The following is a 24,242-nucleotide window of genomic DNA, read 5'->3' on the forward strand; positions in this document are numbered from 1 at the left end:
CTCGTCACGGCACGTTCGCCCCCGCCCCGATCGCGGGGCCCTCCCGATATCCCACGCCCTGCTCCGGTCGCGAGGGCTCGCCTCCCCGTCACGCGAACGTCATCCCAGCTTTTCGAGCACCCAGTCGTGAAACGCCCCGATGTGGTGCTCGCTCGGCACCAGGACCCCGCCCCCGGCGTAGGCGCGGGAGTTCATCGCGGGCTGACATCTCTCACACGCGTCGAAGTCCTGCACGTTGACCCGGTGGAAGAGCTCGACGGACGGGCCGAGATCCTTGCCGCCCTCCACGACGTCCTTGCGGAACAGCCAGTCACACTCGACGATCGTCCGGTCGGCGGCCAGGGGGAACATCCGGTGGATGATCACGTGGTCGGGCACCAGGTTGATGAACACCTGCGGCTTGATGGTGATCGCGTAGTAGCGGCGGTCCTGGTCCTCGCTGACGCCCTGGATGCGGTCCACCCCCTCCGACCCGTCGACCGTGAACCCCCGGATCTCCTCGCCGAACTCCGCGCCGTGCCCCACGAAGGACTGCGCCGCGTAGCCGTCGGCGAACTCGGGAAGCACCTCGGTGAGCTCGGGGTGGATGGTGGCGCAGTGGTAGCACTCCATGAAGTTCTCGATGATGAGCTTCCAGTTCGCCTTCACGTCGTAGACGATCCTGCGCCCCACCTCGAGGTTTTCGATGTCGTAGTTTTTGATCAGATCCCCGTCGCCCAGCCGGGTCACCACCTCGCCGGTCACGTCCGCCTCGAACGACGGCGGCTCATCGGCCAGGCACACCCACACGTAGCCCAGCCACTCCCGCACGTGGACGTTCACCAGCCCGAACTCGACCCGGTCGATGTCGGGCATCTTGGTGAGGTTCGGAGCGGCGATCAGCTTGCCCTCGAGGTCGTAGGTCCAGGCGTGGTATGGGCACTGGAACGCCCGCTTCACCTCGCCGGACTCCTCGGTGCAGATCCGGGCTCCCCGGTGGCGGCACACATTGAGGAAGGCGCGGACCGAACCGTTCCTGGCCCGGGTGACGAGGACGCTCTCCCGCCCCACCTGAACCGTCCTGAAGGCGCCGGGTTTCCCCAGGTCGGAGGAGCGGACGACGCAGAACCACATCGACTCGAAGATCCGCGCCTGCTCCGAGGCGAAGACGCTCTCATCGGTGTAGTAGCCGCCGGGCAGGGTGGAGATCACGCTGGGGGGCAGGTTTCGCGTGCTCACAGTTCGCTCCTCAGGGTGGAATCCGTACGACTCGGGGCGGCGTCGAGCCGGCGACGCCAGCGGGTGAACAGACGGACCTGGTTCAGGCTCAGCACCGCGACCGGCCGATCCTGCCGCCGGTAGACGGCGAGGAAGCTGCGGTCGGCCACGTCGCCCTCCTCCACGGTGACCGTGTCTCCCGGGCGCGTGTGACCGACAAATTGGATCTTCATGCCGTACTGGTCGGACCAGAAGTACGGCGAGCCGGGAGGGTCGGGCGCGGTCGCCCCACCGGAGAGCAGTGTGCGCGCCGCCGCGGCGGGCCGCCGCAGCGCCCCGGTCCAGTGTTCGACGCGATGGTGGTACCCCATCGTGGGGTCGAACCACGCCGCGCAGTCGCCGACGGCGACGACACCGGGCACCCCGGTGGCTCCCCCGGCGTCGCACACCACTCCGTCGGTGAGCTGGAAGCCCGCTCCCGCCAGCCATTCGACGTTGGGCCGCGCGCCGATGCCGACGAGCACGACGTCCGCGGGCAGGATCCGGTCGTCGTCGAGCAGCACGCCCGCCACCCGGTCCGCTCCCCCGGGCGCACGCGCGCCGCCCGCCAGGTCCGTTCTCGCGGACCCCCGCCCACCGTCCACCCGGCCCGCTCCCCCAGACCCTGGCACGACGTCCGCCCGGTCCGCTCCCAGGAGCCCTCGAACGCCGACACCGCAGATGAGGCGGACTCCGTGGTCACCGTGGAGCGAGGCCACCACGGCGCCCATCTCGGCGCCGAGCGCGCCGGCGAACGGTGTCGGGGCCGTCTCGACGACCGTCACGTCGAGTCCCAGATCGCGAGCCGTCGAGGCCACCTCGGCCCCGATGAAACCGGCGCCGATCACCACGAGACGCCGTCCCTTGACGAGGTCGGAGCGCAGGGCCCGGGCGTCGTCGAGCGAGCGCAGGGTGTGGACTCCTCCGAGGTCGCCGCCTCCGGGCAGGGTGCGGGCGGAGGCGCCGGTCGCGACGACGATCCCGTCGGCTCGCACCGAGGTGCCGTCGGCGAGGAGCACCCTGCGGTCGCTCGGATCAAGACCGGTCGCGGTCGCCCCGAGCCTCCACTCGGCTCCGAGGTCCTCGTCGTCGGCTTCCAGCGCCAGGTCGGCCTCGCTCATCCGCCCGGCGAGGAATTCCTTCGACAGGGGCGGCCGGTCGTAGGGGCGGTGCGATTCGGTTCCGATGAGCGTCAGGCGCCCGTCGAATCCCTGGCCGCGCAGCGCGCGGGCGGCCGACAGGCCCGCCAGCGAGGCGCCGACGACGGCGATCGACCTCACGCCGTCCCCGCGCGAAGGCCGGGCGGCAGGTTGGGAGGCTCCTCCGACGGGACGACGTAGACGGTGCCGTCCTCGACCACCACCCGGTGGGTGCGGACCGGCAGTTTCGCCGGCGGGGCGTCCACCCTTCCCGTCCGCAGGTCGAACCGTGAGGCGTGGAGCGGGCACTCCACCTCGCAGCCTTCCAGCCACCCGTCGGCGAGCGACGCGTCCTGATGCGTGCAGGTGTCGTCTATGGCGTAGATCTCGCCGTCCTCGGTGTGGAAGAGGGCGATGGGCGGTTCGACGTCGAGTCGATAGGCCTCACCCCGTGGGAGGGCCGCCAGGGGGCACGCAGGGATCATCGCAACCAACCCCAGTTTCGTAAGACGGAACAACAAGCGCTATACGCAACAGCGTGAACCCGAAAAACCCCGGTGTCAAGAGTCGACATGTGGGGTCAAAGTACCCATTTTTTCCCAGGCGATCCTCCGGCCCGGCTGCCGTGCGGGACAGCGCCTCGATCGCCACTACAGCGCCCCGACGATGACACCGCCGAGTGATTTTTTCGGACTGTCGCTTCCACTGTGGCGCAAGCGGCTTCCAGGGTCGGACAGACCCTTGCAGGGAAATTGCGGTAAGAGAAAGAACGCAACGTAGTCGATACATTTCATGGAACAGCTGAAACCTTGCAGACATCTGTCCGTCATTTTAAGGTGTGGATACCCCCCCGGGCACCACCGGTCTGTGTGTCTCTGACCGCGAAGCGTCCGGCTCTTCGCAGGATTGAAGGGTCAGTCGATGAAAAAGTCCGGCAGGCTTAAGGCCTGGACGATCGCCACTGTCGTGGTGCTGACAGCGGGAGGGCTCGCCGGCATACCGGCCACCTCCGCCTCGGCCGCCGCGCGAGCAGACTCCCCGTTCGACTTCGCGGGGCGCGGCGCCACCGTGCCCTTCGTGGAGATCGAAGCCGAAGACGCCCTCACCTCAGGCCAGGTGATCGGCCCCGACAGGATCTATGGTCACCTCCCCTCCGAGGCCTCGGGCCGCAGGGCGGTGACACTCGACTCCTCGGGTGAGTATGTGGAGTTCACGCTCACCAGGCCGGCCAACGGGATGTCACTGCGCTACAGCGTGCCGGACAGCGGCTCGGGAACAGGCCAGAACACCACCGCCGACCTCCGGGTCAACGGCGCACACCTGAAGGACCTGTCCCTCACCTCGAAGTACGGCTGGTACTACGGCGGTTATCCGTTCAACAACAACCCCGGCGACACCAACCCCCACCACTTCTACGACGAGACGCGGACCCTGTTCGGGTCCACGCTCGCCGCGGGGGCCAAGGTCCGCGTCCAGTCCACCGGCGGCATCCCGATCACCGTCGACCTGGCCGACTTCGAGGTCGTCCCCGGCCAGATCACCCGGCCCGCGGGCTCGCTGTCCGTCGACGACTTCGGCGCCATCAAGAACAACACGGGCGTCGACAACACGGCCGCCTTCCAGGCCGCGGTCAACGCCGGCAAGGCGCAGGCCAAGGAGGTCTGGATCCCCGAGGGCACCTACAACCTCTACGACCACGTGGTCGTCGACGGCGTGACCCTGCGCGGAGCCGGTCCCTGGTACAGCGTGCTCGGCGGACGCCACCCCACCCAGCGCAACAGGGGCGTCGGCGTCTACGGCAAGTACGTCCAGGGCGGCGGCTACGGCGGCGAGATCCGCGCCCATGAGGCGGGCGGCCCGAGCCGCAACGTCACGCTCAAGGACTTCGCCATCATCGGCGAGGTCATGGAGCGCGAGGACAACGACCAGATCAACGCCCTGGGCGGCGCCATGACCGACTCGGTCGTGGACAACGTGTGGATGCAGCACACCAAGGTCGGGGCCTGGATGGACGGCCCGATGAACAACTTCACCATCAAGAACAGCCGCATCCTCGACCAGACCGCCGACGGCGTGAACTTCCACACCGGGGTCACCAACTCGACCGTGACCAACACCTTCGTCCGCAACACCGGTGACGACGGCCTGGCCATGTGGCCCGAGCGGATTCCGAACGTGAACAACAAGTTCACCTTCAACACCGTCGGAGTGACGCTGCTGGCCAACAACATCGTCACGTACGGCGGCAGGGACATCCAGATCACCGACAACGTGGTGGCCGACACCATCAGCAACGGCGGCGGCATCCACATCGCCAACCGCTACCCGGGCGTCAACTCCGGCCAGGGCACCGCGGTCGCCGGCACCCACACCGTCGCCCGCAACACCCTGCTCCGGGCGGGCAACAACGACTTCAACTGGCACTTCGGCGTCGGCGCCATCTGGTTCAGCGGGCTCAACGAGCCGGTCAACGCCACCATCAACGTCACCGACACCGACATCCTGGACAGCTCCTACGCCGCCATCCACGTCATCGAGGGCAGCACGAGCACGGTCAACTTCAACAACGTCAACATCGACGGCACCGGCACCTACATGATCCAGGCCCAGTCGGGGGCCAACATGACGTTCAACAACGTCAAGGCCGCTCACATCGGCGCGGGCGTCGCCATCCACAACTGCGTCGGCACGAGCTTCACGCCCGTCTTCGGCACGGGAAACACCGGCTGGAGCCCCACCTCCACGACCTGCACCGGCACCTGGCCGGCGCCGAACTACATCTACCCCGGTGGGGGTGGCAGCACGGGCGGCCTGTCCGGTTCTCCCGGCAGCCTGTCCTTCCCCGCGCTCCAGGTCGGCGGGACCAGCTCGGCGCAGGCCGTCACCATCACGAACGGCGGCACCACGGCGGCCCCGGTCAGCTCGGTGACCGCCACCGGTGACTACACCCAGACCAACAACTGCGGCAGCTCCCTCGCCGCGGGCGCGACCTGTACGGTCAACGTCACCTTCAGACCGACCGCGACGGGCACCCGCACCGGCACGCTCACCCTCGCCAGCAGCGCCCCCGGCGGCCCGGTGACCGTCGGCCTCACCGGCAGCGGCACCAACGGCGTCGCCCTCACCGCTTCGGTCGGCAGCCTGTCCTTCGGAGCGCGTCAGAGCGGCACGACCAGCCCGGCGCAGACCGTGACGATCACCAACACCGGCAGCGCGGCGGCGGCCCTGAGCGGCGTCACCGTCACCGGTGACTACGCGCAGACCAAGACCTGCGGCACCACCCTCGCCGCCGGAGCCTCCTGCACCGTCAGCGTCACCTTCACCCCCACCGCCTCGGGCACCCGTACCGGCACCCTGACGGTGGCCAGCAACGACCCGAACAGCCCCCTGTCGGTGGGCCTGACCGGTAGCGGCGTCACCTCGACCACCAACCTCGCGCTCGGCGCGACGATGACCGCCGGCAGCTCCAACGGCGGATTCCCGGCCGGCAACACCAACGACGACAACACCGCCACCTACTGGGAGGCCGGCGGCGCCTTCCCGCAGTGGCTGCAGGCCGACCTCGGCTCCACCCAGAGCATCGGCTCCATCACCCTGAAGCTGCCGCCGCCGGCCGCGTGGGCGACCAGGACACAGACCCTGTCCGTCGAGGCCAGCACCAACGGCTCCACCTGGACCACCCTCAAGGCCTCGGCCGGCTACACCTTCAACCCCTCCAGCGGCAACACCGTCACGATCCCCCTGACCGCCTCCACCGCGCGCCAGATCCGGCTGAACTTCACCGCCAACACCGGCTGGAGCGCGGCCCAGCTCGCAGAATTCCAGATCTTCCCCGGCGGCGGCGGCCCCGTCCAGACCGTGTCGCTGTCGGCCTCCCCGACCACCCTGGCGTTCGCCGCCAGAACGGTCGCCAGCACCAGCCCCGCGCAGACCGTAACGATCACGAACAACGGCACCGCGGCGGCGACGCTCGGCACCATCGCCACCACCGGTGACTACGCGCAGACCAAGACCTGCGCCACCACCCTGGCCGCCGGAGCCTCCTGCACCGTCAGCGTCACCTTCACCCCCACCGCGACCGGCACCCGTACCGGCACCCTGAGCGTGGCCAGCAACGACCCGAACGGGCCGCTGACCGTGGCCCTGACCGGCACCGGCGGCTCGGCGCCCGTCACCAACCTGGCGCAGGGCAGGGCGACCACGGAGACCAGCCACTCCCAGACCTACGGCTCGGCCAACATCGTGGACGGCAACGCCGGCACCTACTGGGAGTCGGCCAACAACGCCTTCCCGCAGTCGGTCACCGTCGACCTCGGCTCGTCGGTGAGCGTCGGCCGCATCGTCCTCAAGCTGCCCCCGGCCACCGCCTGGGCCACCCGTACTCAGGCGGTCACCGTTCTGGGCAGCACCGATGGATCGAACTTCACCGGCGTCGTCGGCTCGGCGACCTACACCTTCAACCCCGCCACCGGTAACACGGCCACCGTCACCTTCCCGGCCACCAGCAGGCGTTACCTGCGCCTGACCTTCACCGCCAACAGCGGCTGGCCCGCCGGCCAGCTCTCCGAGTTCGAGGTCTACGCCTCCTGACCCCACCCCAAGCTCCGGAGGAGGCGAACCCGCCCCCTCCGGAGCTTTCTCATCTGCCCCGGGCGATCCATGTTGATCTTTGTGGGTCGCGAACGATCGTTCTTGCCGAGTTCCACGATCCGGCCCGGGCACGAATGACCTGTCACGCCGGTTGCTCATCTCCGGCTCACCTCGACCAGGCGCGGGGTGCGGTGGCGGCGGCTGGACGTCAGCCGTGGTCGGTGGCGGCGCGTTCGATGAACTTGGCCACGGTGTCGGGCTGGGAGACGAGTACGGCGTGCGAGGCGTCCTTGACCTCGACGGTGGCGCGGGCGTGGGCGCGCTCGGCCATGAAGTGCTGTGCGGCCGGGGGGATGTTCTTGTCGCCGGTCGGGATCAGCACGTAGCTGGCGATGCTCTTCCAGGCGGGGGCTCCGGAGGGTTCGTTCAGTGCGGCGGAGGTGATGGGGCGCTGGGTGGCGGCCATCACGGCGGCGTCGCGGGCGGGGACATCGTGGGCGAACTGCTTGCGGAACTTGTCCTGCTGGACGTACAGGTCGGTCAGCCCACCGGGCAGCGCGACCTCCTGGAGGGTGGGCCCGAGGGTGCTGCCGGGGTATTTGTCCGACAGGGTGGCGGCGCTCTCACCGGTGTCGGGGAGGAATCCGGCAATGGCGACCAGGGCCTTGACGTTGGCGTTGCCGCGGGCGGCGTTGCTGATCACCGCGCCGCCGTAGGAGTGACCGGCCAGGATGATGGGGCCCTTGACGGTCTTGAGCAGGGCCGCGGTGTAGGCGGCGTCGCCGGCCAGGCCGCGCAGCGGGACCGCCGGAGCGATGACGTGATAACCGTGGCTCTGCAGGCGCTTGGCCACTCCGCTCCAACTGGAGGCGTCAGCGAAGGCGCCGTGCACCAGCACGATGGTCGGCTTGGGCTTGGTGCCGGCGGCGGCCGGCAGGGCCGCGGCGGCCAGGGTGGTCGCGACGACGGCGGTGCCGAGCAGGGCGGTCAGGGTGCGACGGGCGGAGAAGGTCATCGGGTGCTCCTTGGTGATCCGTTCGGGCTTGCAAGCAGAGCCTACACGTTTAAATCGTGCACGAGTCAATCGCATACGAGGTGATATGGGTCACGTGGGAGGCAAGGTGTCGCACCGATCGGGCCAGCTCACGCGACAAGGACACGTTCGCCTCTGCGCCGATGACATCTCGCACCCGTCCGGCGTCTCGCCCCGAAGGTGCGGAGACATCGCCGTACGGCGACCGGCACGCCGGTTACATTCCGAGGAGGCCGGGGTGGAGGGGCCCCCGCGTTTAGCATCGAGAACGAGTCAATCGTGGGCGCTGCTTCTTTGACTACACTCGGGGCATGGCATCTCCAACACCTCATGCCGCCGTCACAGACTCCGCCGCGCAGGCCACCGATGCGGGACCGCTGTCCGCACTGCTGTGCTTCGATCTGTATGCGGCTTCGCGCAGCGTCACCGCGGTCTACCGCACCTTGCTGGATCCCCTCGGGCTGACCTACCCCCAGTACCTGGTGATGGTCGTGCTGTGGCAACACGACCCCAGCACGGTCCGCGACCTCGTCGAGGAGATCCGGCTCGACTACAACACCCTCTCCCCGTTGCTCAAGCGGCTTGAGGCCCGCGGCCTGCTGAGCCGCCGGCGCCGCGCCGACGACGAACGCTCCGTGGAGATCGCGCTCACCGCCGACGGACGCGCCCTGGAGGAACAGGCCCGCCACGTCCCCGGCGCTATCGGCGAGGCCATGAGAATCGACGACGCGACCGTCGTCGAGTTGCAGCGTCTCCTGCGCGACATCACGACCTCCACCGGTGACTACATCGCGCCGGACACGGCACGCTGATCACGAGCCTCGGGAGGCGTCGCTCAAACCGCTTCACCGACGATTCCGGAATGCTCGGCGAGCATGCCGAGAGCCCGGCATCGCGCTTATCCGGTCCAGGACTTCCTTGACGGGAAACGGGCTACTCAGGCGCTTCAGCGACGACGAGGAAAACCATGACGCCGGCGAGGAAGGGCATCGCACCCATCTCTTCGATCCACCGCTCGGCGTCCCCGTCGAGATAGCCCGCTTCGACGGCTCTGACGATGTTGCGGCGCAGCCCCAAAAGCTGATCGGCCATCTCGAAGTCGCGGAATACCGGAGCGGTCGTCACGACGGACCGGACGATGAGACCCGCCTGGGCGGACAGCCTCGCGAGACTGCGGCCGATGGTGGCGTTGCGGACCACCTCCGTCACGATGAAACGGTTGAGACCACGATTCATCGCCAGGTCGTCGTGATCGATCAGCAGCGTGTCCCAGTCGGGTTCCGCCATGACGATTCTGGCGCCTGGCCGGGCCACACGACGAAACTCGGCAAGCACCTGCGACGGGTCGGCCACATGTTGGAGCACACGGTCAGTACGGGCTCGGTCAACGCTGTGATCATCGATGGGCAGGGAGTGCGCGTCGCCGATGCGAATGTCGACGATGGGCTGTCCGGCCAGACGGACTCGCGCCCGCTCAGCCATGACGGGGCTGTGGTCCACTCCGATGACCGAACCGGTCTGGGTGACACCCGCCGCCAGGTCTGCGAGGTCAGTTCCCGGCCCGCACCCGATGTCGAGCACGGTCTGTCCAGGGTGCAGATCAAGCATCCCCAGCATCTGCCGCTTGTAGGTCCGGCCTGAATCGCTCGCGGCGACCCGGTCAAGGTAGGCGATCGAGTCGGGGGGAGAGAGGCGATCAATTTCGATCATGGAGCTAGCCAAGCACGGCGAGATGGTGTTCATGAGGAGAGACCGTCGAGATCGTGTGCAGAGGCGAGTTTCAGAGACCGGGCCGGACGCTGACCTGCGTTCCCAGCTCTCGAAAACCGAGTGCCCGCGCGACGCGCCGCGACGGTTCGACACGCGCTCTCCACTGCGGCACCAACCGGCTTTCCAGCGCGTCCGTGACCGCCGCCGAGGCCGCGAGCCGGGCAAGGCCACGGCCCCGATATCGGGAAGCCGTCAAGATGCACAGATGCGCCACCGAACCGGGCCAGGATCGATACCCGGCAGCGGCGACCACCTCCGGACCGTCACGGACGACGAAGGCCGCCGAGGTGATCCCCGCCAGCCCGCTCTCGTCCGCGTCCGCATCTTCCACCGCGGCCAGAAGACCGCGAACATCATGGTGGTCCGCCGGCAGCCTTTCGACAGCGGCGGTCTCGTGTGCCATGACGAAGTCCTCGGCCTCGAGATACGCCAGCGTCGCCGGACCCAGGACGTCGACCACAGCCAGTGCCGCCCGGAGTCGATCGAGATCGATCGTTGTTTCCCCGGCCTGGTTGGCCAGCGCGTCGCGCAGGGGCTCGACCAGCCGGCCGTCGGGCACCGTGGCGATCGCAGCACCCCCCAGCGCGACGATGCCCGCCCACTGCGGCGGACACAACTGTGATTCCACGGAGGTGACCACGCTCACGCCGCCTCTCCGGGGAAAGGTGACGGGCACGCGAGCAAGACCTGTCCACATCTCACACGCACGACCCAGGGCGCTATTCGGCATGCGCCCATGATCTCCGACCTCGCAGTCCGAAACGAATGGATTTACAGCGACGGTGAGACCGGAACACGGCGAGATGGCTGTGGCGGGCCTGGTCTGGAGAAACCACGACGGCCCGGACCCGGTCGCGGAGGCCGTACTCGGGGTCGAAGCGGCTCCCCGGCCGCCCAATGCTCCTTGACCTGCTCGTTGATGCAGCGGAGCCGGGCATCCCGACGACCTGCCCGTTGACGCAGCGGAGCCGGGCATCCCGACGACCTGCCCGTTGACGTGGCGGAGCCGGGCATCCCGATCGAGATACCGGCATGGGAGGAGGCTTGACCGGTCATATATATGTCGTGTAATTTAATGACACGACATAGAACTTCTTGCGACCCACCCAGGGGTCGCCAAAGGAGCGGACGATGATTACAGACTTCTTCAGGTCCTCCCGGACGGACAAGCACGTGAGGTTCACCAACACCGTGCGCATCGAGCGTCCAGCCGGCGTGGTCTTCGACTACCTGGCAGACCTGCGAAACCTTCCCGCCTGGAACTACGCCATCCGCGAGACCCGGCCGATCACGCCGGGACCGGCCGGCCTCGGAAGCGTCTACCGGCAACTGCGCAGCCTCCCCCGGCCCATGCAGGAACAACTCGAGATCATCGAGTACGAGCGCGACCACCGCCTCGTCATCGAAGGCGGCTTCGGCCTCCTCCAGGGACGCGCAACCTACGGACTCGACGGATCGGCCGGCGCGACGACCCTGGTCAACGAGTTCGACCTCCACGCCGGGGCCCTGAACGCACTGAGCGGTCTGGCGACCCGCGGCATAGCCGGCGCCGTCGCACAGAACCTCCAGGTGCTGAAGGACATCCTCGAAGCCCCGAACGCACGGAACGGAATCACACGGTGACGGCCACCCGAGGTGAGACCGCTTCGGCCGCCTCCGTGGAGGCGCCCCTCCTCGCCCGGCCGCTTGAGAGGTGACACCGCAGGCGGCATCGTCCGGTACGGCCGGCCCCCGTCACATATCGGTTCAGGCGCGTTTGGCGATGGCGGTGATGAACGGCTGGACGAGCCGGGCGGCCAGCGGGCCGAACGCGGCGAGGATCAGGACATAGGCAGCCGCCAGCGGACCCAGGTCGGGGTGGACCCCGGCGGTCACCGCGAGCCCGGCGATCACGATGTTGAACTCGCCGCGCGGGATGAGCGCGATCCCGGCCCGCGCGCGGCCCGCTCTGGCGATGCCCGCCCGGCGGGCGGCGTAGGCGCCGGTGAGCAGCTTTGTGATCATGCTGATCACGGCGAGCAGGATGGCCAGTCCGGCGACCGGGAGGATTTTGGTGGGGTCGGTCTGCAGGCCGAAGAAGACGAAGAACACCGCGGCGAACAGGTCCCGGAGCGGGGTCAGCAGCGCCTGGGCGTCCTCGGCCAGCTTCCCCGACAGCGCGATGCCGACCAGGAACGCGCCGACGGCGGCCGAGACCTGGAGCTGCTGGGCCACTCCGGCGACCAGCAGTGCGAGGCCGACGACCTTCAGCAGCAGCACCTCGTTGTTGGGGCTGGCCACGAACGCCTCGATGAACCGGCCGTAGCGGAGCGCGACCAGCAGCACCACGCTGACCGTGGCCAGCGCGATCGCCACGGTGATCGCACCGCTGGCGAAGCTCAGTCCGGCCAGCACCGCAGTGAGGATCGGCAGGTAGATCGCCATGGTCAGGTCCTCGAAGACCAGCAGCGACAGCACCACCGGGGTCTCCCGGTTACCGATCCAGCCCAGGTCGGACAGCACCTTGGCGGCGATGCCCGAAGACGTCGCATAGGTGACCCCGGCCATGGCGAGGGCGGCCACCGGACCCCAGCCGAGCAGCAGCGCCGCGATCGCACCGGGCGCCGCGTTGAGCACCAGGTCGATGATGCCCGCGCGGGCGTTGCCCTTGAGGCTGGTCACGAGTTCGTCGGCGTTGTACTCCAGGCCGAGCGTGAGCAGCAGCAGGATGACGCCGAGCTCGGCGCCGACCGAGATGAACTCCTCGCTGGTGGCCAGGGGCATGATGCCGCCGGTGCCGAAGGCCAGACCGGCGATGAGATAGAGGGGAATGGGGGAGATGCCGACACGGAGCGCCAGCGCGCCCAGGATGCCGAGCCCGAGCAGGACAGCACCGAGCTCCAGGAAAAGAATTGCGATGTGCACCCGATGTCCTACCCGTGGGCCAGGATCTCGGAGACGGCCGCCGTGCTCTCCGGGCTGCCCACCACGACCACTATGTCGTCGGCGGCCAACTCGAAGTCGGGTGCGGGACTGGCGAACACCTGACCCTCGCGCACCACGGCCACGATGGAGGCACCGGTGCGGGTGCGGACCCGCGCGTCGCCCATCGGCCGTCCGGCGTACGGGGTTTCGGGCGAGATGGGCAGCTGGAGGCTGACCAGTCCCTCGACCTCCCGGTGCAGGGCGTTCAGGCGCTGCACGATGCGCGGGGCGCCGAGCAGCTCGGCGAGGGCGTCGGCCTCCTCGTCGTTCAGCTTGACGGTCTCGCACGCGCGGTCGGGGTCGGCGGGATCGTAGATCACCAGGTCGCGACGGCCGGTGCGGTGAGAGACGATCCCGATCCGCCGTCCGGACCGCGTCGTGAACTCGTGCCGCAGCCCGATTCCCGGCAGCGCCGTCTGCTCAACCTCCACCGAGCTACCCCGCTTCATCCTGAATTGGTCTTATTTGCCCACACCGTACCAACCAACCTAGCCAAAAGATTTGGCCGACGATCGGCCCCGCCGTACGGTGATTTGCGCCCGAAAGGGGTGGGGGCGATCACGCGAGGCGCGTGCGCCTCGCGGGGAGACCGAGTCGGCCGAGATCGGCGGCGCGGAGGCCACGGGACCGGGCGGATCCACTGTGGGGTCGGCACCCGAAATCCAAGGAAGGTTATTAATTTTAAACTTAAATTAATTTAGAGAAGATAGGAAATCAACTTGTGACAAGGGGTGGGATGACTTAGTTCACGACCCGATCTAACATGGTCGCAGGTAACCGGGGGGTTGCGCGTAACGGGGGAAGGAAAAAGATGGCGACGCCCGAACGAAGGACGGTGCGCGACCTTCGGCGCGGAAACCGCGCGGTGCTGTTGCGCACGCTCTACTTCGCGGGTCTGACCACCCGCCACGAACTGAGCGGCCTGACCGGCTTGAGCGCCGCCTCCATCAGCAACGTGACCAGCGACCTCATCGCCGAGAACATCATCGTCGAGGCGGGCCTGGTGGAGTCCGACGGTGGACGTCCCCGGGTGCTGCTCCGCGTCAACCCGAACTTCGGGCACGTGATCGGAGTGGACGTCGGCGAGACCCACGTGCAGGTCGCGCTGTTCGACCTGGACATGAACGAGCAGGCCAAGTCCGAGTTCACGCTACGCCCGGGCGAGCACGACGTCGACCTGGTCGTGCGGCACATACTGACCGGCATCGACGCCGTGATGGCCGCCGGCGGCACCGATCCCGCGCAGGTGATGGGGGTCGGCATCGGCGTCCCCGGCATCGTCGAGAGCGGACCCGAGGCACTCATCCACGCCCAGACCTTCGGCTGGGACGCCGTCCCCCTGAGCGCCCTCCTGCGCGAGGGCACCTCGCTGCCCCTTTACATCGACAACGGCGCCAAGACCCTGGCCCAGGCCGAGCTCTGGTTCGGCTCCGGCCGCGGATCACGGCACGTCATCGTCGTGCTGATCGGCTCGGGGGTCGGCGCCAGCATCATCACCGACGGGCGCACCTACCGCGGCGTCAACAGCAGCGCCGGCGAGTGGGGACACACGAAGATCGCGGTAGCGGGCAGGACCTGCCGCTGTGGCGCCCGCGGCTGCCTCGAGGCCTACATCGGGGCCGAGGGCATTCTGGAACGTGCCGGAATGACCGCCGAGATGGCCAACGAGCAGGCCGCGCTGGCCGAGTTGGTGAAGGCCGGCGGCCCCGTCATCAACGAGACGATCGACTATCTCGGTGCGGGCCTGGCGAATCTGATCAACCTGTTCAACCCCGAGCGAATCGTCATCGGCGGCTGGGCCGGGCTTCTCCTGGGCCAGCACGAGTTGGTCAAGATCAAGAAGGCCGTCGCCGAGAACTCGCTCTCCCAGCCGTACAAGACCGTCTCCATCACGCTCGGCAGGCTCGGGCCGGACGCGGTCGCACTCGGCGCCGCCACCCTCGTGGTGGAGGAGTTCCTCCTCGGAGAGATCTTCTCCACCACCCAGCAGCCGGCCGTCATCTGACGGCGCGGCGCACCCGTACGTCCCGACCGACGGCGTTCGGCCGACTCGGCGACCGCGCGATGGGCCGGCGCGCACGCCGCCAGGCGGGAAGCGCTGATCGAGGGCCGCACCACTTTCCACGCGCTCACCACCCGGAGCGTTGAAAGCGAGCAGGGTCCGCGGTCTCCGCTGGGGACAGGCCTGCGGCCCTGAGGAGCCCACAGCGCCTGGAGCAAAAACAAAAAGCCGTTGTCCTGCGAGTTTCCGCAGGACAACGGCCTGATGATGGTGCGCCGCCAGGGACTCGAACCCCGGACCCGCTGATTAAGAGTCAGCTGCTCTAACCAACTGAGCTAGCGGCGCTTGACCTCGACAAGACTACCGGATGCTCAGCCGTGGTCAGTACGTGAACCGACACATGCCGGGCACGACGCTCTTCGGATGCCTTTGCTTGATTCAATCGAAATGTCCCCCTTGCCGCGCGAGACCCCGCCGAAGCCGGAGGAGGTCAAGGGCCGACTTTTTTTAACTTCGGGTTGATTCCGTTTAGCCCTCCTCGCTCGGGTACGGGACTGAAGCCCGGAGAATCAACCCAAAGGGAGATGTACACCATGCAGCCTGAGCTGTGGAATTACCGAGCTGATGTCTACGACGTCAACAAGAGCCTCGACCTCGCCGGCTACCACGTGGAAGCCACAGATGGAAAAATCGGTTCCATCGACGAGGCGACCTATGAGGTCGGCGAGAGCTACATGGTCGTCGACACCGGACCGTGGATCTTCGGTAAGAAGGTCATGCTGCCCGCCAGTACGGTGACCCAGATCGACCCGCAGGAGCGCAAGGTCTACGTCGCACGCACCAAGCAGGAGATCAAGGACGCCCCGGAGTTCGACGAGTCGAGCTTCAAGGAGTCCGCCTATCGCGACCGCGTCGGCGAGTACTACGGCCGTTTCCCCTATGGGGGCACGGGCACTTTCTGACCCGGCACGATGCACGAGGGGGCCCCGCCGCAAGGCGGGGCCCCTCCTCTTGTTCCCGGTCCATTCGCCTCGACCTGTTCACGATGGTCACCGCGCCAATCCGGCGAATCTAAAACGGACAAATATGATAAAAGCGACAATTATCGGTGATGGACATAAAAACATCCGGGCGGGCATTCGGCCGATGACCGAATGCCCGCCCGGACGCCGAGTGGCTCAGGGCCAGGATGGATCGCCCTTCGGGACAATGGGGGCGGGGACGACGTCGAGCCGTTCCAGCAGGGTCAGAAAGGTGAACGCGTACGGCGAGTCCTCCGCGACCGCCGCGACCCGGTTCCAGTCGACCTGCTCGCGCAGCGCCCTCACCTGCGGCAGCAGCGAACCGTAGTCGCAACTGTGCTCCGAGAGCGGCAGCAGCCACGAGATGACCAGATCGGTGGCCTCCAGGACCGGCACGATCACCGCGGACGCCTTCATCGGCTCGGCCCGCGCCAGGAGTTCCGGAGTGACGGGATGGTCGCAGATCGAGAAGATCAGATCTACCAGCCTGCCCTCGTCGTAGGCCTTGACCAGCCAGTCCTCCGGCGGCTTGACCGTCTCGAACCCCAGCGCGCGCAGTGCTTCCAGAGCGGCTGGAACGTCCTTCTCGGAGAGGACGAAGTCCACATCGTGGAGTGAAGGCGCGGCCCCACGCGCGTATGCGGCACAGCCTCCTGCGAGTGCGAACCCGACATCGGCCTCCTTCAGCCCACTGCTCGCTCGCTTGAGCGTTTCCAGGATCGCGTCGGTTACCTCATGACTGTGGCTTCCCATAGCTCACGCGTACCCCATAGACCCGCAGGTAGGCATAGCAAACGCCAACTCGGGTAAACGAATGCCATGATTCAGCCGGAACACACACAAAATGATGAGCCCGAACCGGGTGAGACCCCCAAGGAACGTGTGGACCGCGAGCTCGGCGAACTCTTCCAGGGCCTGCGGGTCGCGGTCACCGGTGTACAGGTCCTGTTCGCCTTCCTCCTGACGCTGCCGTTCGCGGCGGGCTTCGACAAAGTCGACACTCTCGGCCGCTGGCTTTTTTTCATCGCCCTGCTGAGCGCCGCCCTGGCCTCCATCTGCTTCATCACCCCGGCCGCGCAGCACCGCCTGCTGTTTCGGACAAGCCTGAAGGAGAAGATGGTTCACCGCGCCAACGAGCTCGGCATCGCCGGTGCCATCGGGCTTTCGATCGCGATGACCAGCTCGGTCGCGCTGGTGGCGGAGACGGTCATCAACGCCTGGCCGGCCGCGCTGTTCGCCGGTGCGGTCGCCTTGACCAGCGCCTGGCTCTGGTTCATCCAGCCAATTGCCGATCTGTACCGAACCCAGGATGTTAAGGCGTGAATTGTGAGGGCAGGGGATTCTCATGGTTACCTTGCTCTGGATCATCGCAGTCATTCTCGTCATCTCCGGGATCTACGTGATCCTGGCCCGTCGCGACCTCCTCTGGGGGATCGTCCTCATCGTCCTCGGCTTCCTCGTGGGTCCCGGGGGTGTGAGTATCTTTAATGTCTAATGCGGGTCCCAACCCGCCCAAGCAACTTCAAGTCGCCCCGAATTCTCACCCGAAGACTCGCGGGCCGGGTTCAACCCGGCCCGCTTCTTCATGTCGCGCCCCTGTTCATGTAGCGACCGTGTCAGGGCAGAACCATCAAAAGGCGGGGACCCGGAGACGGCACATCTCTCGTACGCCTTCGGGCGCCGACATGGCAACGGGCCCTTAAGGGCGCCGGCGGCAGACCCCTAAGAGCCGGGGAACGGTACGTTCCCGAAAACGCTAGAGGCAGTACACCCCGTACGCGTGTCCCAGCACGGGCAGTGCCACGTTGCGCACCCGGATGCCGCCGGGAGTCACGCCCTTCTCCGTCCCGGCGTGCGCGTGGCCGTGGATGATCAGATCTGCGCCCTCCGCGTCCACCGCCTCCGCCAGCAGGTAGCTGCCGAGGAAGGGATAGATCTCCAGCGGCTCCCCCGCGAGGGTGTCCTTGACCGGTGAGTAGTGCGACAGCACGACCCGGCGGTCGGCCTCAAGCTCCTTCAACGCGACCCGCCAGCGATCCGCGATCCGCTTGGTGTGCCCGACGAACGCCTTGATCTCCGGCTCGCCGAAATCGCTGGCGCACTTGCCCGCGTATCCCCCGCCGAAGCCCTTGCCGCCGACCACGCCGAGCCGTACCCCGTCGATGTCGAGCACGGTCGCGTCGTCGTGCAGGACCGCGATCCCGGCGTCGCGCAACATGGCCGCGATCTCCGCGGGGCGGTCGGAGTGATGGTCGTGGTTGCCGAGAACGGCGACGACCGGGATCGGCAGGTCGCGGAACTCATCCGCCACCACCCGCCCCTCCTCCAGCGTGCCGTGCCGGGTCAGGTCACCGGCGAGCAGCAGCACGTCGGCTCGATCCTCGATGTCATGGAGTCGTTTGCGGTAGGACCCCCTGAGGCTCTCGTCCAGGTGCACGTCTCCGACCGCTGCGATCCGCAACTCCCTCACAGCTTCTCCTCCTCGCACGGGTCCCGGACGTCCAGGACGGTGATCTCGTTGCGGACGGTCAGCCCCGGAGCCGCCTCCTCCGCCACGTCGGCGATCAGCGCGCGGCGCCTGGCATCGGCCACCTGGCCGCGCAGGAAGAGCTGCTCTCCCCGGATGTCCACGAGGATGCCGAGCTCGCTGATCCTCTCGTCCTCGGCCAGCGCGCTCTTCACACGCGCGGCCACATACTGCGGAGCTTCCATATTCGACTCCTTCCGTCCCTCGGATTCCGTTCTCCAAAACATTTCGCCTTCCCGAGAAGACCAAGGTCAAACTCGTTTATAGGGCGGCAAAGAGGGGATAAAAAACACTTGGATGCCTAGGACGCAGGCACGTTTGTTTCGCATGTCAGCGGAGCCGTGCCTATGAAAATCGCAATGGTGTCAGAGCACGCAAGCCCCCTCGCCACCGTCGGCGGTGCCGACGCGGGTGGCCAGAACGTCCATGTCGCCGCGCTCTCCCTCGCGCTCGCCGCGCAGGGGCACGAGGTGACCGTCTACACCCGCCGTGAATGCCCCTTCCAGCCGGAGGAGACCGCCTTCGCCCCGGGGGTCACCGTGGTCCACGTCCCGGCGGGACCCGCCAAGATCATGGCCAAGGACGACCTGCTTCCCTGGATGCCCGAGTTCAGCCGGTGGCTGGCCAGGCGCTGGAAGACCGACCCGCCCGACGTCGCGCACAGCCACTTCTGGATGAGCGGCCTGGCGACCCTGGTCGCGGCCCGGGACACCTCGGTGCCCGTCGTGCACACCTTCCACGCCCTCGGCACCGTCAAGCGCCGTCACCAGGGCAAGGCCGACACCAGCCCGCGTGAGCGCATCCAGGCCGAGGCGGCCGTCGCCTGCCAGGTGGACGCGGTGATCGCGACCTGCGCCGACGAGGTGACGGAACTGGGCCGGATGCGGATGCCCAGGCGTTCCGTGAGGGTCGTGCCCTGCGGTGTCGACCTGAGCGCCTTCACCTCGGCGGGCCCGAGGATGGACCTCCACCCCGGCCCGGTTCTGCTCGCCATCGGCCGCCCGGTGCCGCGTAAGGGCGTGGAGACCACGATCCAGGCCCTGAGCCAGGTGCCCGGCGCCACCCTCGTCGTCGCCGGCGGTGACGTCACCGATCCGGAGGTGACCCGGCTCGCCCGGGTCGCCGGCAGGTACGGCGTGGCGGACCGCGTCCGGTTCCTCGGCAAGGTGGACCGGGCATCCGTCCCCTCGCTGATGCGTTCGGCGGACATCGTGGTGAGCGTGCCCTGGTACGAACCGTTCGGCATCGTGCCGCTGGAGGCCATGGCCTGCGGCGTGCCGGTGGTCGCCTCGGCCGTGGGCGGGCATCTGGACACGGTCGTCCCCGGCGTCACCGGCCTGCTCGTCCCGCCCCGTCAGGCGTCCCTTCTCGCCCGCGCCCTGCGCCGACTGCTGACCGATCCCTTCCTTCTCGCCGCGTACGGCATCGCCGCCGCGGACCGGGCGCGATCCCGCTACGACTGGAACAGGATCGCCGCTCAGACCGTCGCCGTGTACACGGACGTGCTCGCCTCGTATCGCGGCGGACGGGAAAGGGCCGGCGCCCGCCTGGAGACGGAAGTGGCCTGAAACCCGGAAGGACTCCGGCCCTGTGACAGGGCCGGAGTCCTTATTCGCGTGAGATCACTTACCGGTGGCTCTGTGGATGCTCCGAGCCGCGGAGCGGTCGATCGCGGCCTTGACCACGCCGAAGATCGCACCTTGGATGGCCGAGGCGACCAGTACCTCGCCCCAGCCGTACTCATCGGATGTCGCCTGGGGCGCGTCGTCCTTGCCCGCTGCGAACTTCCAGACCTGCTTGAAGATGGCTCCGGCGATGGCACCACCGAGCATTCCGCTCACGGCGCTCGCCCCTCGGGATACGACCCTGCTCAACGTTCCATCCTCCATTCGCATCTGTCTGTGGGGCCCGCCTACCCGTCGCGGCCGGACCCTAACGGACCTGTCCGCGACAAAACCATCAGGCGGTGCCTGCGAAAGACGCCCATGAAGGCTCTCTCGCCGGGAGATGAGCCCGGGTCACACGACCGGGGGGTCGGTGGGGCGACGCTCCTCGTACACACGACGCTGGGTCACCGGGTCCTCGATGATGGTCGTGGTGGGCGCGACGGCTCGGCGGGCGACGCTGATGCGGTAAATGCCGAACAGCAGTCCCGCGAGACCGCCGAGCATCAGGATGACGCCGACGACGTTGATGTCGAGGCCTGCGATGTCGAACTCGACCGCCCAGGTAAGAATTGCCCCGAGCATGATGAGAATGATTCCGCCTGCAATGGTCATGAGATTCCCTCCTTCGAGCCAACGTTTCACCATCTATCCCTCACACAGTTCTCAAACGTCGTCGCGTGAAGGTCATGGTGAGGCGCGTCCGTCGTATCGGGGAATCCCAGCTCACGGCGGTTCCCGTTCGGCCCGTGGCCGGCCGTTCCCGGCGACGTGGGCGGCAGGCCGTCCTTGCGACGTGGGCGGCAGACCGGCGGGAGTCATCGCGAGGAGGCCGTACGCGGCCCGAACACGCCGTCCGGCCGCGAGAGTGGAGCGAGGCGAGATCGGGCTCAGGTCCCGGACGGATCCGTCACTGACCGAGAAGCGCCAGCATCTGCTTGATCTGTGCCGTACGCGAGGCGTCGATCCGCCCGGCCAGCTCCTTGACCTGGGGGTTCAGGCCGGTGGCCGTCTCCACCCTGGCCATCTGGATGGCGTCGTCCTGCTCGGCGATCATCATGTTGAGGAGCTTCTCCTCGAAGTCGGCCGGTGCGGCGTTCGCGACGGCGGCGATCTCCTTCTCGCTCGCCCCCGGCATCCCGCCGTGGGCGGCGTGCTCGTCGGGCGCGGCGGTCGCGGGCTGCTTCCACTCACTCAGCCAGGCGGACATCGACGCCGCCTCCGTCTCCTGGGTGGCGGCGATCGCCGCGGCCAGCGTCTTGACCTCCTGGCGGGTGGCCCGATCCGCCGCCAGCCGTGCCAGCTCAACGCCCTGGTTGTTGTGGGGCGCCATCATCTGCAGGAACATCACGTCGGCGGGATTGAAATCCGCGCCGATCGCGCCGACCGCTGCACCGGGCACGGCAGACGCGGCGCCGTGTCCCATGTGGCCGCCGCCATTGAGCTCCTGGATGCTGTGGGCGCCGCAGCCGGTGAGAAGGAAGACGCCCAGGAGGATCGGGACCGCGCGCTTCATGGGGGAACTCCTTTGGGGGGTGGTGCTCGGGCCGGGGCGGTGGTGACCGCCCCGGCCCTGCCGGATCAGACGCGCCGCTCCCGCCGGATCGGATGCGCTCGCTCTCACTGGATCGAACGCACATGCTCCCGCCGGACCGGTCACGCTTGGTTCCGCCGGTTCAGACGCGCCGCTCCCACCGGATCGGACGCGTCTGCTCCCGCCGGGTCAGACGCGCTGCCACAACGCGGGGACGTTCGGCGGCTCCCAGCCCGTTATCGCGGTGTGCGGCTGCAGGCATCGGTAGGTCAGGCCGCCGTAGGTCACCTGCGAGCCGGCCGTATAAGCGGTGCCCGCCTTCCAGGTCCCGCCCGGCTGGGCCGTCGGGGTGGGCGTCGGGGTCGGCCTGGGGGTCGGCGTCACGGTGGGGGTGGGCGTCGGAGTCGGGTTGGGGTTGGTGGTGCCGCCGCCGAAGTCCACGTCTGAGCAGGTGTAGAAGGCCTCCGTGCTGCCCACTATGCGCTGCCAGATCGAGTAGATGAGCTGGCGCCCGCTCCGCTGCGGGATGTTGATCGTCCAGTTGGTGAACGTGGTGGGGTTCTGGTTGTTGAAGGTCTTGATGAGCTCCAGGTCCGACCAGCGCAGCGGCTGGCTCGGGTTCCAGCTCTGCTTCGTGATGTAGAACTCGAAGTTGCTGTTCGCGTGGGGTGCGGTCGCGTGGTAGGTCACCGTCAGCGGTCCCGGGGAGATCCGCGTGGCGGGCCAGTCGGTCCTGGCGAGGTCGAGCCCGCGATACTTGTCCCGCCCGGCACTGCACAGCTTGCCGTCCGGGATGATCTGGCGGTGCTGCCCGCCCGCATCGAGCCGGGACACCTCGTTCCAGTCGTAGAACGCCTGGGTGCCACCGGCCGCGACAGCCGCCTTGCAGGCCGCCGACGTGGGGTTCTCCGGGTTCTCGTTCTTGCAGACGTAGACGCGGCTGGGGGGATTCGACAGGGTTCCGTGAGAGATCGCCGGAGTGGACGGCAGCAGAGCCAGCAATGACCCGACCATGAGCGTGGCGGCCGTGGCGGCCACCTTGTGTCGCATGTGCACGTGGACTCCTCCTGATGGGGGGAAAGGGAGGTGGTACTGTCCAACGGCCGACGGATAGCACGTTATTAATAGGAAACCTTACTAAGAATTCGCTCGCTGAGGCCATACATACCGAGACATATTCGGATCCAGGCCCCGAGAGGCATGGCGTCGCCCTCCGCCGGGGTCCCGGTAGTAATGGCGCGGGATCCAACGGATATGCCTTTCACCTGCGCTTATGCAGAGGTCTCAGGCTGATGGGCCGGACCTGATCCCTGTTGTCTATGGCAGGCCAGAGGCATATCTGGTGGATTTCCGGCCAAAGCTACGGGGACCCCTACGTGATCAGCCCAGTCACTGGGTGTCAACTTCCTCGTTCGCCGACGCGGGTGCGCCCTCTGCGGTGTTCGCGCCGGCGTCCTGCTCCCCGGCGATCGTGGTCACGTCCGAGCTGGCCTTCGCCGCATCCGGCGCGGCCCTCCGCAGCACCCCACCGCCCTGCCCGTCCGGGTTGGCCGACGGGCTGCTCGGTGGTCGGCGCGGCCGCGGTGGGCAGTACCTTCGTCGCCCGCGCCAGGCTGTCCTTTCTGGTCGAACCGCTCGGCGACGTCAACGGCACGGTAAAATACGCGGTCAACGCCGTGATACTCGGCGATGTCGCCGTCCTTCTCCTCGTGGCCGCCTGCCGCCTGAACCGACGGGAGCCGAGCGCATGCTGACCGTCCGCGGCATCTCTTACCTCATCAGTGAGACGAGCACCGATGAGGTGCGGCGGGACCTGGAGGTCATCGCCCGGGACCTGCACTGCACCACCGTGATGCTCATCGGCAGCGACAGGGGACGGTTGATCGATGCCGCCCACACCGCCCTGAACACCGGTCTCGACGTCTACATCCGGCCCCACGTTCCCGAGCTGCGTCAGCCCAGGCTGCTGGAGCATCTGGACGCCGTCGCCGAGGCGGCCGAAGGGCTTCGCCGCGAGTACCCGGACCGGGTGACGCTCTTGGTCGGCAGCGAGTTCTCCCACACCGCGCCCGGCATCGTCCCCGGACCTCGATCGTTCCTGCGCCTGAAGCTCATCCTGCGGTTCCACCGCGTGCTGCGGCGCCGGATCGACCGGCGGCTCCAACGGCTGCTCACCGCCGCCGTGACCACCGCGCGCCGCCGTTTCCATGGGCCGCTGACCTATGCCATGGCGGGATGGGAGAACGTCGACTGGTCGCTGTTCGACGTGGTCGGTGTCAGCCTCTACCGCTCCCGGCGCAATCACGCCGCCTACGAGGACCGCCTGCGCGGCCTGGTTCGCGACCACGACAAGCCCGTCGTCATCACCGAGTTCGGGTGTGGTGCCTTCACCGGAGCCGACCAGCGGGGAGCCGGTTCCTTTCAGATCGTCAACTGGTTCGCCGAACCGCCACACATCCCCGGCGACCACCCCCGCGACGAGGCGGTCCAGGCCCGTTACCTCGGTGAACTCATCGACCAGTACAACGCGGAAGGAGTGCACGGCTGCTTCGTGTTCACCTTCGCCATGCCCGGCTTCCCGCGTCACGACGATCCCCGTCTCGATCTCGACAAGGCCGGCTTCGGGATTCTGGCGGTGAGCGGCGACGGCACACGCGCCCCCAAGGAGGCGTTCCACGAGGTCGCGCGCCGCTACGGCGACATGGCGACATGGCGACTACGCCGCGGACACCGAAGGTGAACTGCTATGCCGAGCGCTAAA

25 protein-coding genes and 1 tRNA gene are annotated in these 24,242 nt (G+C 67.8%); 10 read left to right on the forward strand and 16 right to left on the reverse strand.

Annotated features, from left to right (window positions below; translation table 11 throughout):
* Positions 1-99: 99 nt before the first annotated feature.
* The 3 genes from DKM19_RS38010 to DKM19_RS38020 are packed head-to-tail and all read right to left on the reverse strand — an operon-like array spanning position 100 to position 2,860.
* A complete protein-coding gene (locus DKM19_RS38010; RefSeq protein ID WP_110702597.1) occupies positions 100-1,218 on the reverse strand; it encodes an aromatic ring-hydroxylating dioxygenase subunit alpha in 1,119 nt (372 codons plus the stop codon).
* Entirely contained in the window at positions 1,215-2,516 is a 1,302-nt protein-coding gene (locus tag DKM19_RS38015; protein ID WP_110702598.1) for an NAD(P)/FAD-dependent oxidoreductase, read from the reverse strand. The genes DKM19_RS38010 and DKM19_RS38015 overlap by 4 nt, the downstream gene beginning before the upstream one ends.
* Positions 2,513-2,860, reverse strand: a complete 348-nt coding sequence (locus DKM19_RS38020; RefSeq protein ID WP_110702599.1) for a bifunctional 3-phenylpropionate/cinnamic acid dioxygenase ferredoxin subunit — start codon at positions 2,858-2,860, stop codon at positions 2,513-2,515. Before DKM19_RS38020 ends, DKM19_RS38015 begins: the two co-directional genes overlap by 4 nt.
* A 436-nt stretch (positions 2,861-3,296) precedes the next feature.
* Between DKM19_RS38020 and DKM19_RS38025 the strand changes: the two genes are divergently transcribed.
* Entirely contained in the window at positions 3,297-6,965 is a 3,669-nt protein-coding gene (locus DKM19_RS38025) for a choice-of-anchor D domain-containing protein (RefSeq protein WP_110702600.1), read from the forward strand.
* A 208-nt stretch (positions 6,966-7,173) separates the two neighbouring features.
* On the opposite strand, the gene DKM19_RS38030 is transcribed toward DKM19_RS38025, so the two are convergent.
* On the reverse strand, positions 7,174-7,980 hold the full coding sequence (locus tag DKM19_RS38030; protein ID WP_110702601.1) for an alpha/beta fold hydrolase: 807 nt from the start codon (positions 7,978-7,980) through the stop codon (positions 7,174-7,176).
* A 329-nt stretch (positions 7,981-8,309) separates the two neighbouring features.
* Between DKM19_RS38030 and DKM19_RS38035 the strand changes: the two genes are divergently transcribed.
* Positions 8,310-8,810: a MarR family winged helix-turn-helix transcriptional regulator gene (locus DKM19_RS38035; protein WP_110702602.1), complete on the forward strand. Its 501-nt coding sequence runs from the start codon at positions 8,310-8,312 to the stop codon at positions 8,808-8,810.
* A gap of 121 nt (positions 8,811-8,931) precedes the next feature.
* On the opposite strand, the gene DKM19_RS38040 is transcribed toward DKM19_RS38035, so the two are convergent.
* Entirely contained in the window at positions 8,932-9,708 is a 777-nt protein-coding gene (locus tag DKM19_RS38040) for a methyltransferase domain-containing protein (RefSeq protein ID WP_110702603.1), read from the reverse strand.
* A gap of 70 nt (positions 9,709-9,778) precedes the next feature.
* Positions 9,779-10,414 carry a GNAT family N-acetyltransferase gene (locus DKM19_RS38045; RefSeq protein WP_204358419.1) on the reverse strand — a complete coding sequence of 212 codons (636 nt, stop codon included), beginning with the start codon at positions 10,412-10,414 and terminating at the stop codon, positions 9,779-9,781.
* Between the two features lie 485 nt (positions 10,415-10,899).
* Here DKM19_RS38045 and DKM19_RS38050 point away from each other — a divergent pair, with 485 nt between their 5' ends.
* Positions 10,900-11,391, forward strand: a complete 492-nt coding sequence (locus DKM19_RS38050; RefSeq protein WP_110702605.1) for an SRPBCC family protein — start codon at positions 10,900-10,902, stop codon at positions 11,389-11,391.
* A 123-nt stretch (positions 11,392-11,514) separates the two neighbouring features.
* On the opposite strand, the gene DKM19_RS38055 is transcribed toward DKM19_RS38050, so the two are convergent.
* Together DKM19_RS38055 and DKM19_RS38060 are read right to left on the reverse strand one after the other, a co-directional pair.
* Positions 11,515-12,672: a cation:proton antiporter gene (locus DKM19_RS38055; RefSeq protein WP_089208843.1), complete on the reverse strand. Its 1,158-nt coding sequence runs from the start codon at positions 12,670-12,672 to the stop codon at positions 11,515-11,517.
* An 8-nt stretch (positions 12,673-12,680) separates the two neighbouring features.
* Positions 12,681-13,163 (reverse strand): cation:proton antiporter regulatory subunit, encoded by a 483-nt coding sequence (locus DKM19_RS38060; protein ID WP_110702606.1) that lies wholly within the window; start codon positions 13,161-13,163, stop codon positions 12,681-12,683.
* 404 nt (positions 13,164-13,567) lie between these two features.
* Here DKM19_RS38060 and DKM19_RS38065 point away from each other — a divergent pair, with 404 nt between their 5' ends.
* Positions 13,568-14,737: an ROK family protein gene (locus tag DKM19_RS38065; RefSeq protein ID WP_239513809.1), complete on the forward strand. Its 1,170-nt coding sequence runs from the start codon at positions 13,568-13,570 to the stop codon at positions 14,735-14,737.
* Positions 14,738-15,002: 265 nt separating this feature from the next.
* Here the strand turns inward: DKM19_RS38065 and DKM19_RS38070 are convergent.
* Positions 15,003-15,079, reverse strand: a tRNA-Lys gene (locus tag DKM19_RS38070).
* A 248-nt stretch (positions 15,080-15,327) separates the two neighbouring features.
* On the opposite strand from DKM19_RS38070, the gene DKM19_RS38075 reads away from it, so the two are divergent.
* Complete coding sequence (locus DKM19_RS38075; protein WP_110706283.1) at positions 15,328-15,696, forward strand: PRC-barrel domain containing protein; 369 nt, start codon at positions 15,328-15,330, stop codon at positions 15,694-15,696.
* A 216-nt stretch (positions 15,697-15,912) separates the two neighbouring features.
* Here DKM19_RS38075 and DKM19_RS38080 read toward each other — a convergent pair whose 3' ends face one another.
* Positions 15,913-16,509, reverse strand: coding sequence for a nucleotidyltransferase family protein (locus DKM19_RS38080; protein ID WP_110702608.1), 597 nt, complete (start codon positions 16,507-16,509; stop codon positions 15,913-15,915).
* Between the two features lie 66 nt (positions 16,510-16,575).
* On the opposite strand from DKM19_RS38080, the gene DKM19_RS38085 reads away from it, so the two are divergent.
* Together DKM19_RS38085 and DKM19_RS51290 are read left to right on the forward strand one after the other, a co-directional pair.
* The gene (locus tag DKM19_RS38085; protein ID WP_110702609.1) at positions 16,576-17,079 is read left to right on the forward strand and encodes a DUF6328 family protein; all 504 of its coding nucleotides are present in this window, start codon (positions 16,576-16,578) and stop codon (positions 17,077-17,079) included.
* Between the two features lie 22 nt (positions 17,080-17,101).
* Complete coding sequence (locus tag DKM19_RS51290; RefSeq protein ID WP_204358420.1) at positions 17,102-17,251, forward strand: GPGG-motif small membrane protein; 150 nt, start codon at positions 17,102-17,104, stop codon at positions 17,249-17,251.
* A gap of 261 nt (positions 17,252-17,512) precedes the next feature.
* On the opposite strand, the gene DKM19_RS38090 is transcribed toward DKM19_RS51290, so the two are convergent.
* Both DKM19_RS38090 and DKM19_RS38095 read right to left on the reverse strand, forming a co-directional pair.
* On the reverse strand, positions 17,513-18,226 hold the full coding sequence (locus DKM19_RS38090; RefSeq protein WP_204358421.1) for a metallophosphoesterase: 714 nt from the start codon (positions 18,224-18,226) through the stop codon (positions 17,513-17,515).
* Positions 18,223-18,468: a BON domain-containing protein gene (locus DKM19_RS38095; protein ID WP_089208835.1), complete on the reverse strand. Its 246-nt coding sequence runs from the start codon at positions 18,466-18,468 to the stop codon at positions 18,223-18,225. Before DKM19_RS38095 ends, DKM19_RS38090 begins: the two co-directional genes overlap by 4 nt.
* A gap of 174 nt (positions 18,469-18,642) precedes the next feature.
* On the opposite strand from DKM19_RS38095, the gene DKM19_RS38100 reads away from it, so the two are divergent.
* The gene (locus DKM19_RS38100) at positions 18,643-19,851 is read left to right on the forward strand and encodes a glycosyltransferase (RefSeq protein WP_239513811.1); all 1,209 of its coding nucleotides are present in this window, start codon (positions 18,643-18,645) and stop codon (positions 19,849-19,851) included.
* A 54-nt stretch (positions 19,852-19,905) separates the two neighbouring features.
* Here the strand turns inward: DKM19_RS38100 and DKM19_RS38105 are convergent, their stop codons facing one another.
* The 4 genes from DKM19_RS38105 to DKM19_RS38120 form a co-directional block, all read right to left on the reverse strand.
* Positions 19,906-20,157, reverse strand: coding sequence for a DUF4235 domain-containing protein (locus DKM19_RS38105; protein ID WP_110702611.1), 252 nt, complete (start codon positions 20,155-20,157; stop codon positions 19,906-19,908).
* 144 nt (positions 20,158-20,301) lie between these two features.
* Positions 20,302-20,562 (reverse strand): DUF6458 family protein, encoded by a 261-nt coding sequence (locus DKM19_RS38110; protein ID WP_110702612.1) that lies wholly within the window; start codon positions 20,560-20,562, stop codon positions 20,302-20,304.
* 295 nt (positions 20,563-20,857) lie between these two features.
* Positions 20,858-21,463, reverse strand: coding sequence for a DUF305 domain-containing protein (locus DKM19_RS38115; protein WP_110702613.1), 606 nt, complete (start codon positions 21,461-21,463; stop codon positions 20,858-20,860).
* A gap of 207 nt (positions 21,464-21,670) precedes the next feature.
* Positions 21,671-22,531, reverse strand: coding sequence for a lytic polysaccharide monooxygenase (locus DKM19_RS38120; RefSeq protein ID WP_110702614.1), 861 nt, complete (start codon positions 22,529-22,531; stop codon positions 21,671-21,673).
* Positions 22,532-23,046: 515 nt separating this feature from the next.
* Between DKM19_RS38120 and DKM19_RS38125 the strand changes: the two genes are divergently transcribed.
* Together DKM19_RS38125 and DKM19_RS38130 are read left to right on the forward strand one after the other, a co-directional pair.
* Positions 23,047-23,235 carry a hypothetical protein gene (locus tag DKM19_RS38125; protein WP_110702615.1) on the forward strand — a complete coding sequence of 63 codons (189 nt, stop codon included), beginning with the start codon at positions 23,047-23,049 and terminating at the stop codon, positions 23,233-23,235.
* The gene (locus tag DKM19_RS38130; RefSeq protein WP_110702616.1) at positions 23,229-24,221 is read left to right on the forward strand and encodes a hypothetical protein; all 993 of its coding nucleotides are present in this window, start codon (positions 23,229-23,231) and stop codon (positions 24,219-24,221) included. The genes DKM19_RS38125 and DKM19_RS38130 overlap by 7 nt, the downstream gene beginning before the upstream one ends.
* Positions 24,222-24,242: the final 21 nt, after the last annotated feature.

The organism is Streptosporangium sp. 'caverna' (genome assembly GCF_003203775.1).
GTDB lineage: Bacteria > Actinomycetota > Actinomycetes > Streptosporangiales > Streptosporangiaceae > Streptosporangium > Streptosporangium subroseum.

What these genes read in the sequence shown, in the direction of transcription:
- DKM19_RS38020 (WP_110702599.1), bottom strand. Translation starts at nt 2,860, where the DNA reads ATGATCCCTGCGTGCCCCCTGGCGGCCCTCCCACGGGGTGAGGCCTAT.
- DKM19_RS38025 (WP_110702600.1), top strand. Translation starts at nt 3,297, where the DNA reads ATGAAAAAGTCCGGCAGGCTTAAGGCCTGGACGATCGCCACTGTCGTG.
- DKM19_RS38030 (WP_110702601.1), bottom strand. Translation starts at nt 7,980, where the DNA reads ATGACCTTCTCCGCCCGTCGCACCCTGACCGCCCTGCTCGGCACCGCC.
- DKM19_RS38035 (WP_110702602.1), top strand. Translation starts at nt 8,310, where the DNA reads ATGGCATCTCCAACACCTCATGCCGCCGTCACAGACTCCGCCGCGCAG.
- DKM19_RS38040 (WP_110702603.1), bottom strand. Translation starts at nt 9,708, where the DNA reads ATGATCGAAATTGATCGCCTCTCTCCCCCCGACTCGATCGCCTACCTT.
- DKM19_RS38050 (WP_110702605.1), top strand. Translation starts at nt 10,900, where the DNA reads ATGATTACAGACTTCTTCAGGTCCTCCCGGACGGACAAGCACGTGAGG.
- DKM19_RS38075 (WP_110706283.1), top strand. Translation starts at nt 15,328, where the DNA reads ATGCAGCCTGAGCTGTGGAATTACCGAGCTGATGTCTACGACGTCAAC.
- DKM19_RS38080 (WP_110702608.1), bottom strand. Translation starts at nt 16,509, where the DNA reads ATGGGAAGCCACAGTCATGAGGTAACCGACGCGATCCTGGAAACGCTC.
- DKM19_RS38085 (WP_110702609.1), top strand. Translation starts at nt 16,576, where the DNA reads ATGATTCAGCCGGAACACACACAAAATGATGAGCCCGAACCGGGTGAG.
- DKM19_RS51290 (WP_204358420.1), top strand. Translation starts at nt 17,102, where the DNA reads ATGGTTACCTTGCTCTGGATCATCGCAGTCATTCTCGTCATCTCCGGG.
- DKM19_RS38095 (WP_089208835.1), bottom strand. Translation starts at nt 18,468, where the DNA reads ATGGAAGCTCCGCAGTATGTGGCCGCGCGTGTGAAGAGCGCGCTGGCC.
- DKM19_RS38100 (WP_239513811.1), top strand. Translation starts at nt 18,643, where the DNA reads ATGGTGTCAGAGCACGCAAGCCCCCTCGCCACCGTCGGCGGTGCCGAC.
- DKM19_RS38110 (WP_110702612.1), bottom strand. Translation starts at nt 20,562, where the DNA reads ATGACCATTGCAGGCGGAATCATTCTCATCATGCTCGGGGCAATTCTT.
- DKM19_RS38115 (WP_110702613.1), bottom strand. Translation starts at nt 21,463, where the DNA reads ATGAAGCGCGCGGTCCCGATCCTCCTGGGCGTCTTCCTTCTCACCGGC.
- DKM19_RS38120 (WP_110702614.1), bottom strand. Translation starts at nt 22,531, where the DNA reads ATGCGACACAAGGTGGCCGCCACGGCCGCCACGCTCATGGTCGGGTCA.
- DKM19_RS38130 (WP_110702616.1), top strand. Translation starts at nt 23,229, where the DNA reads ATGCTGACCGTCCGCGGCATCTCTTACCTCATCAGTGAGACGAGCACC.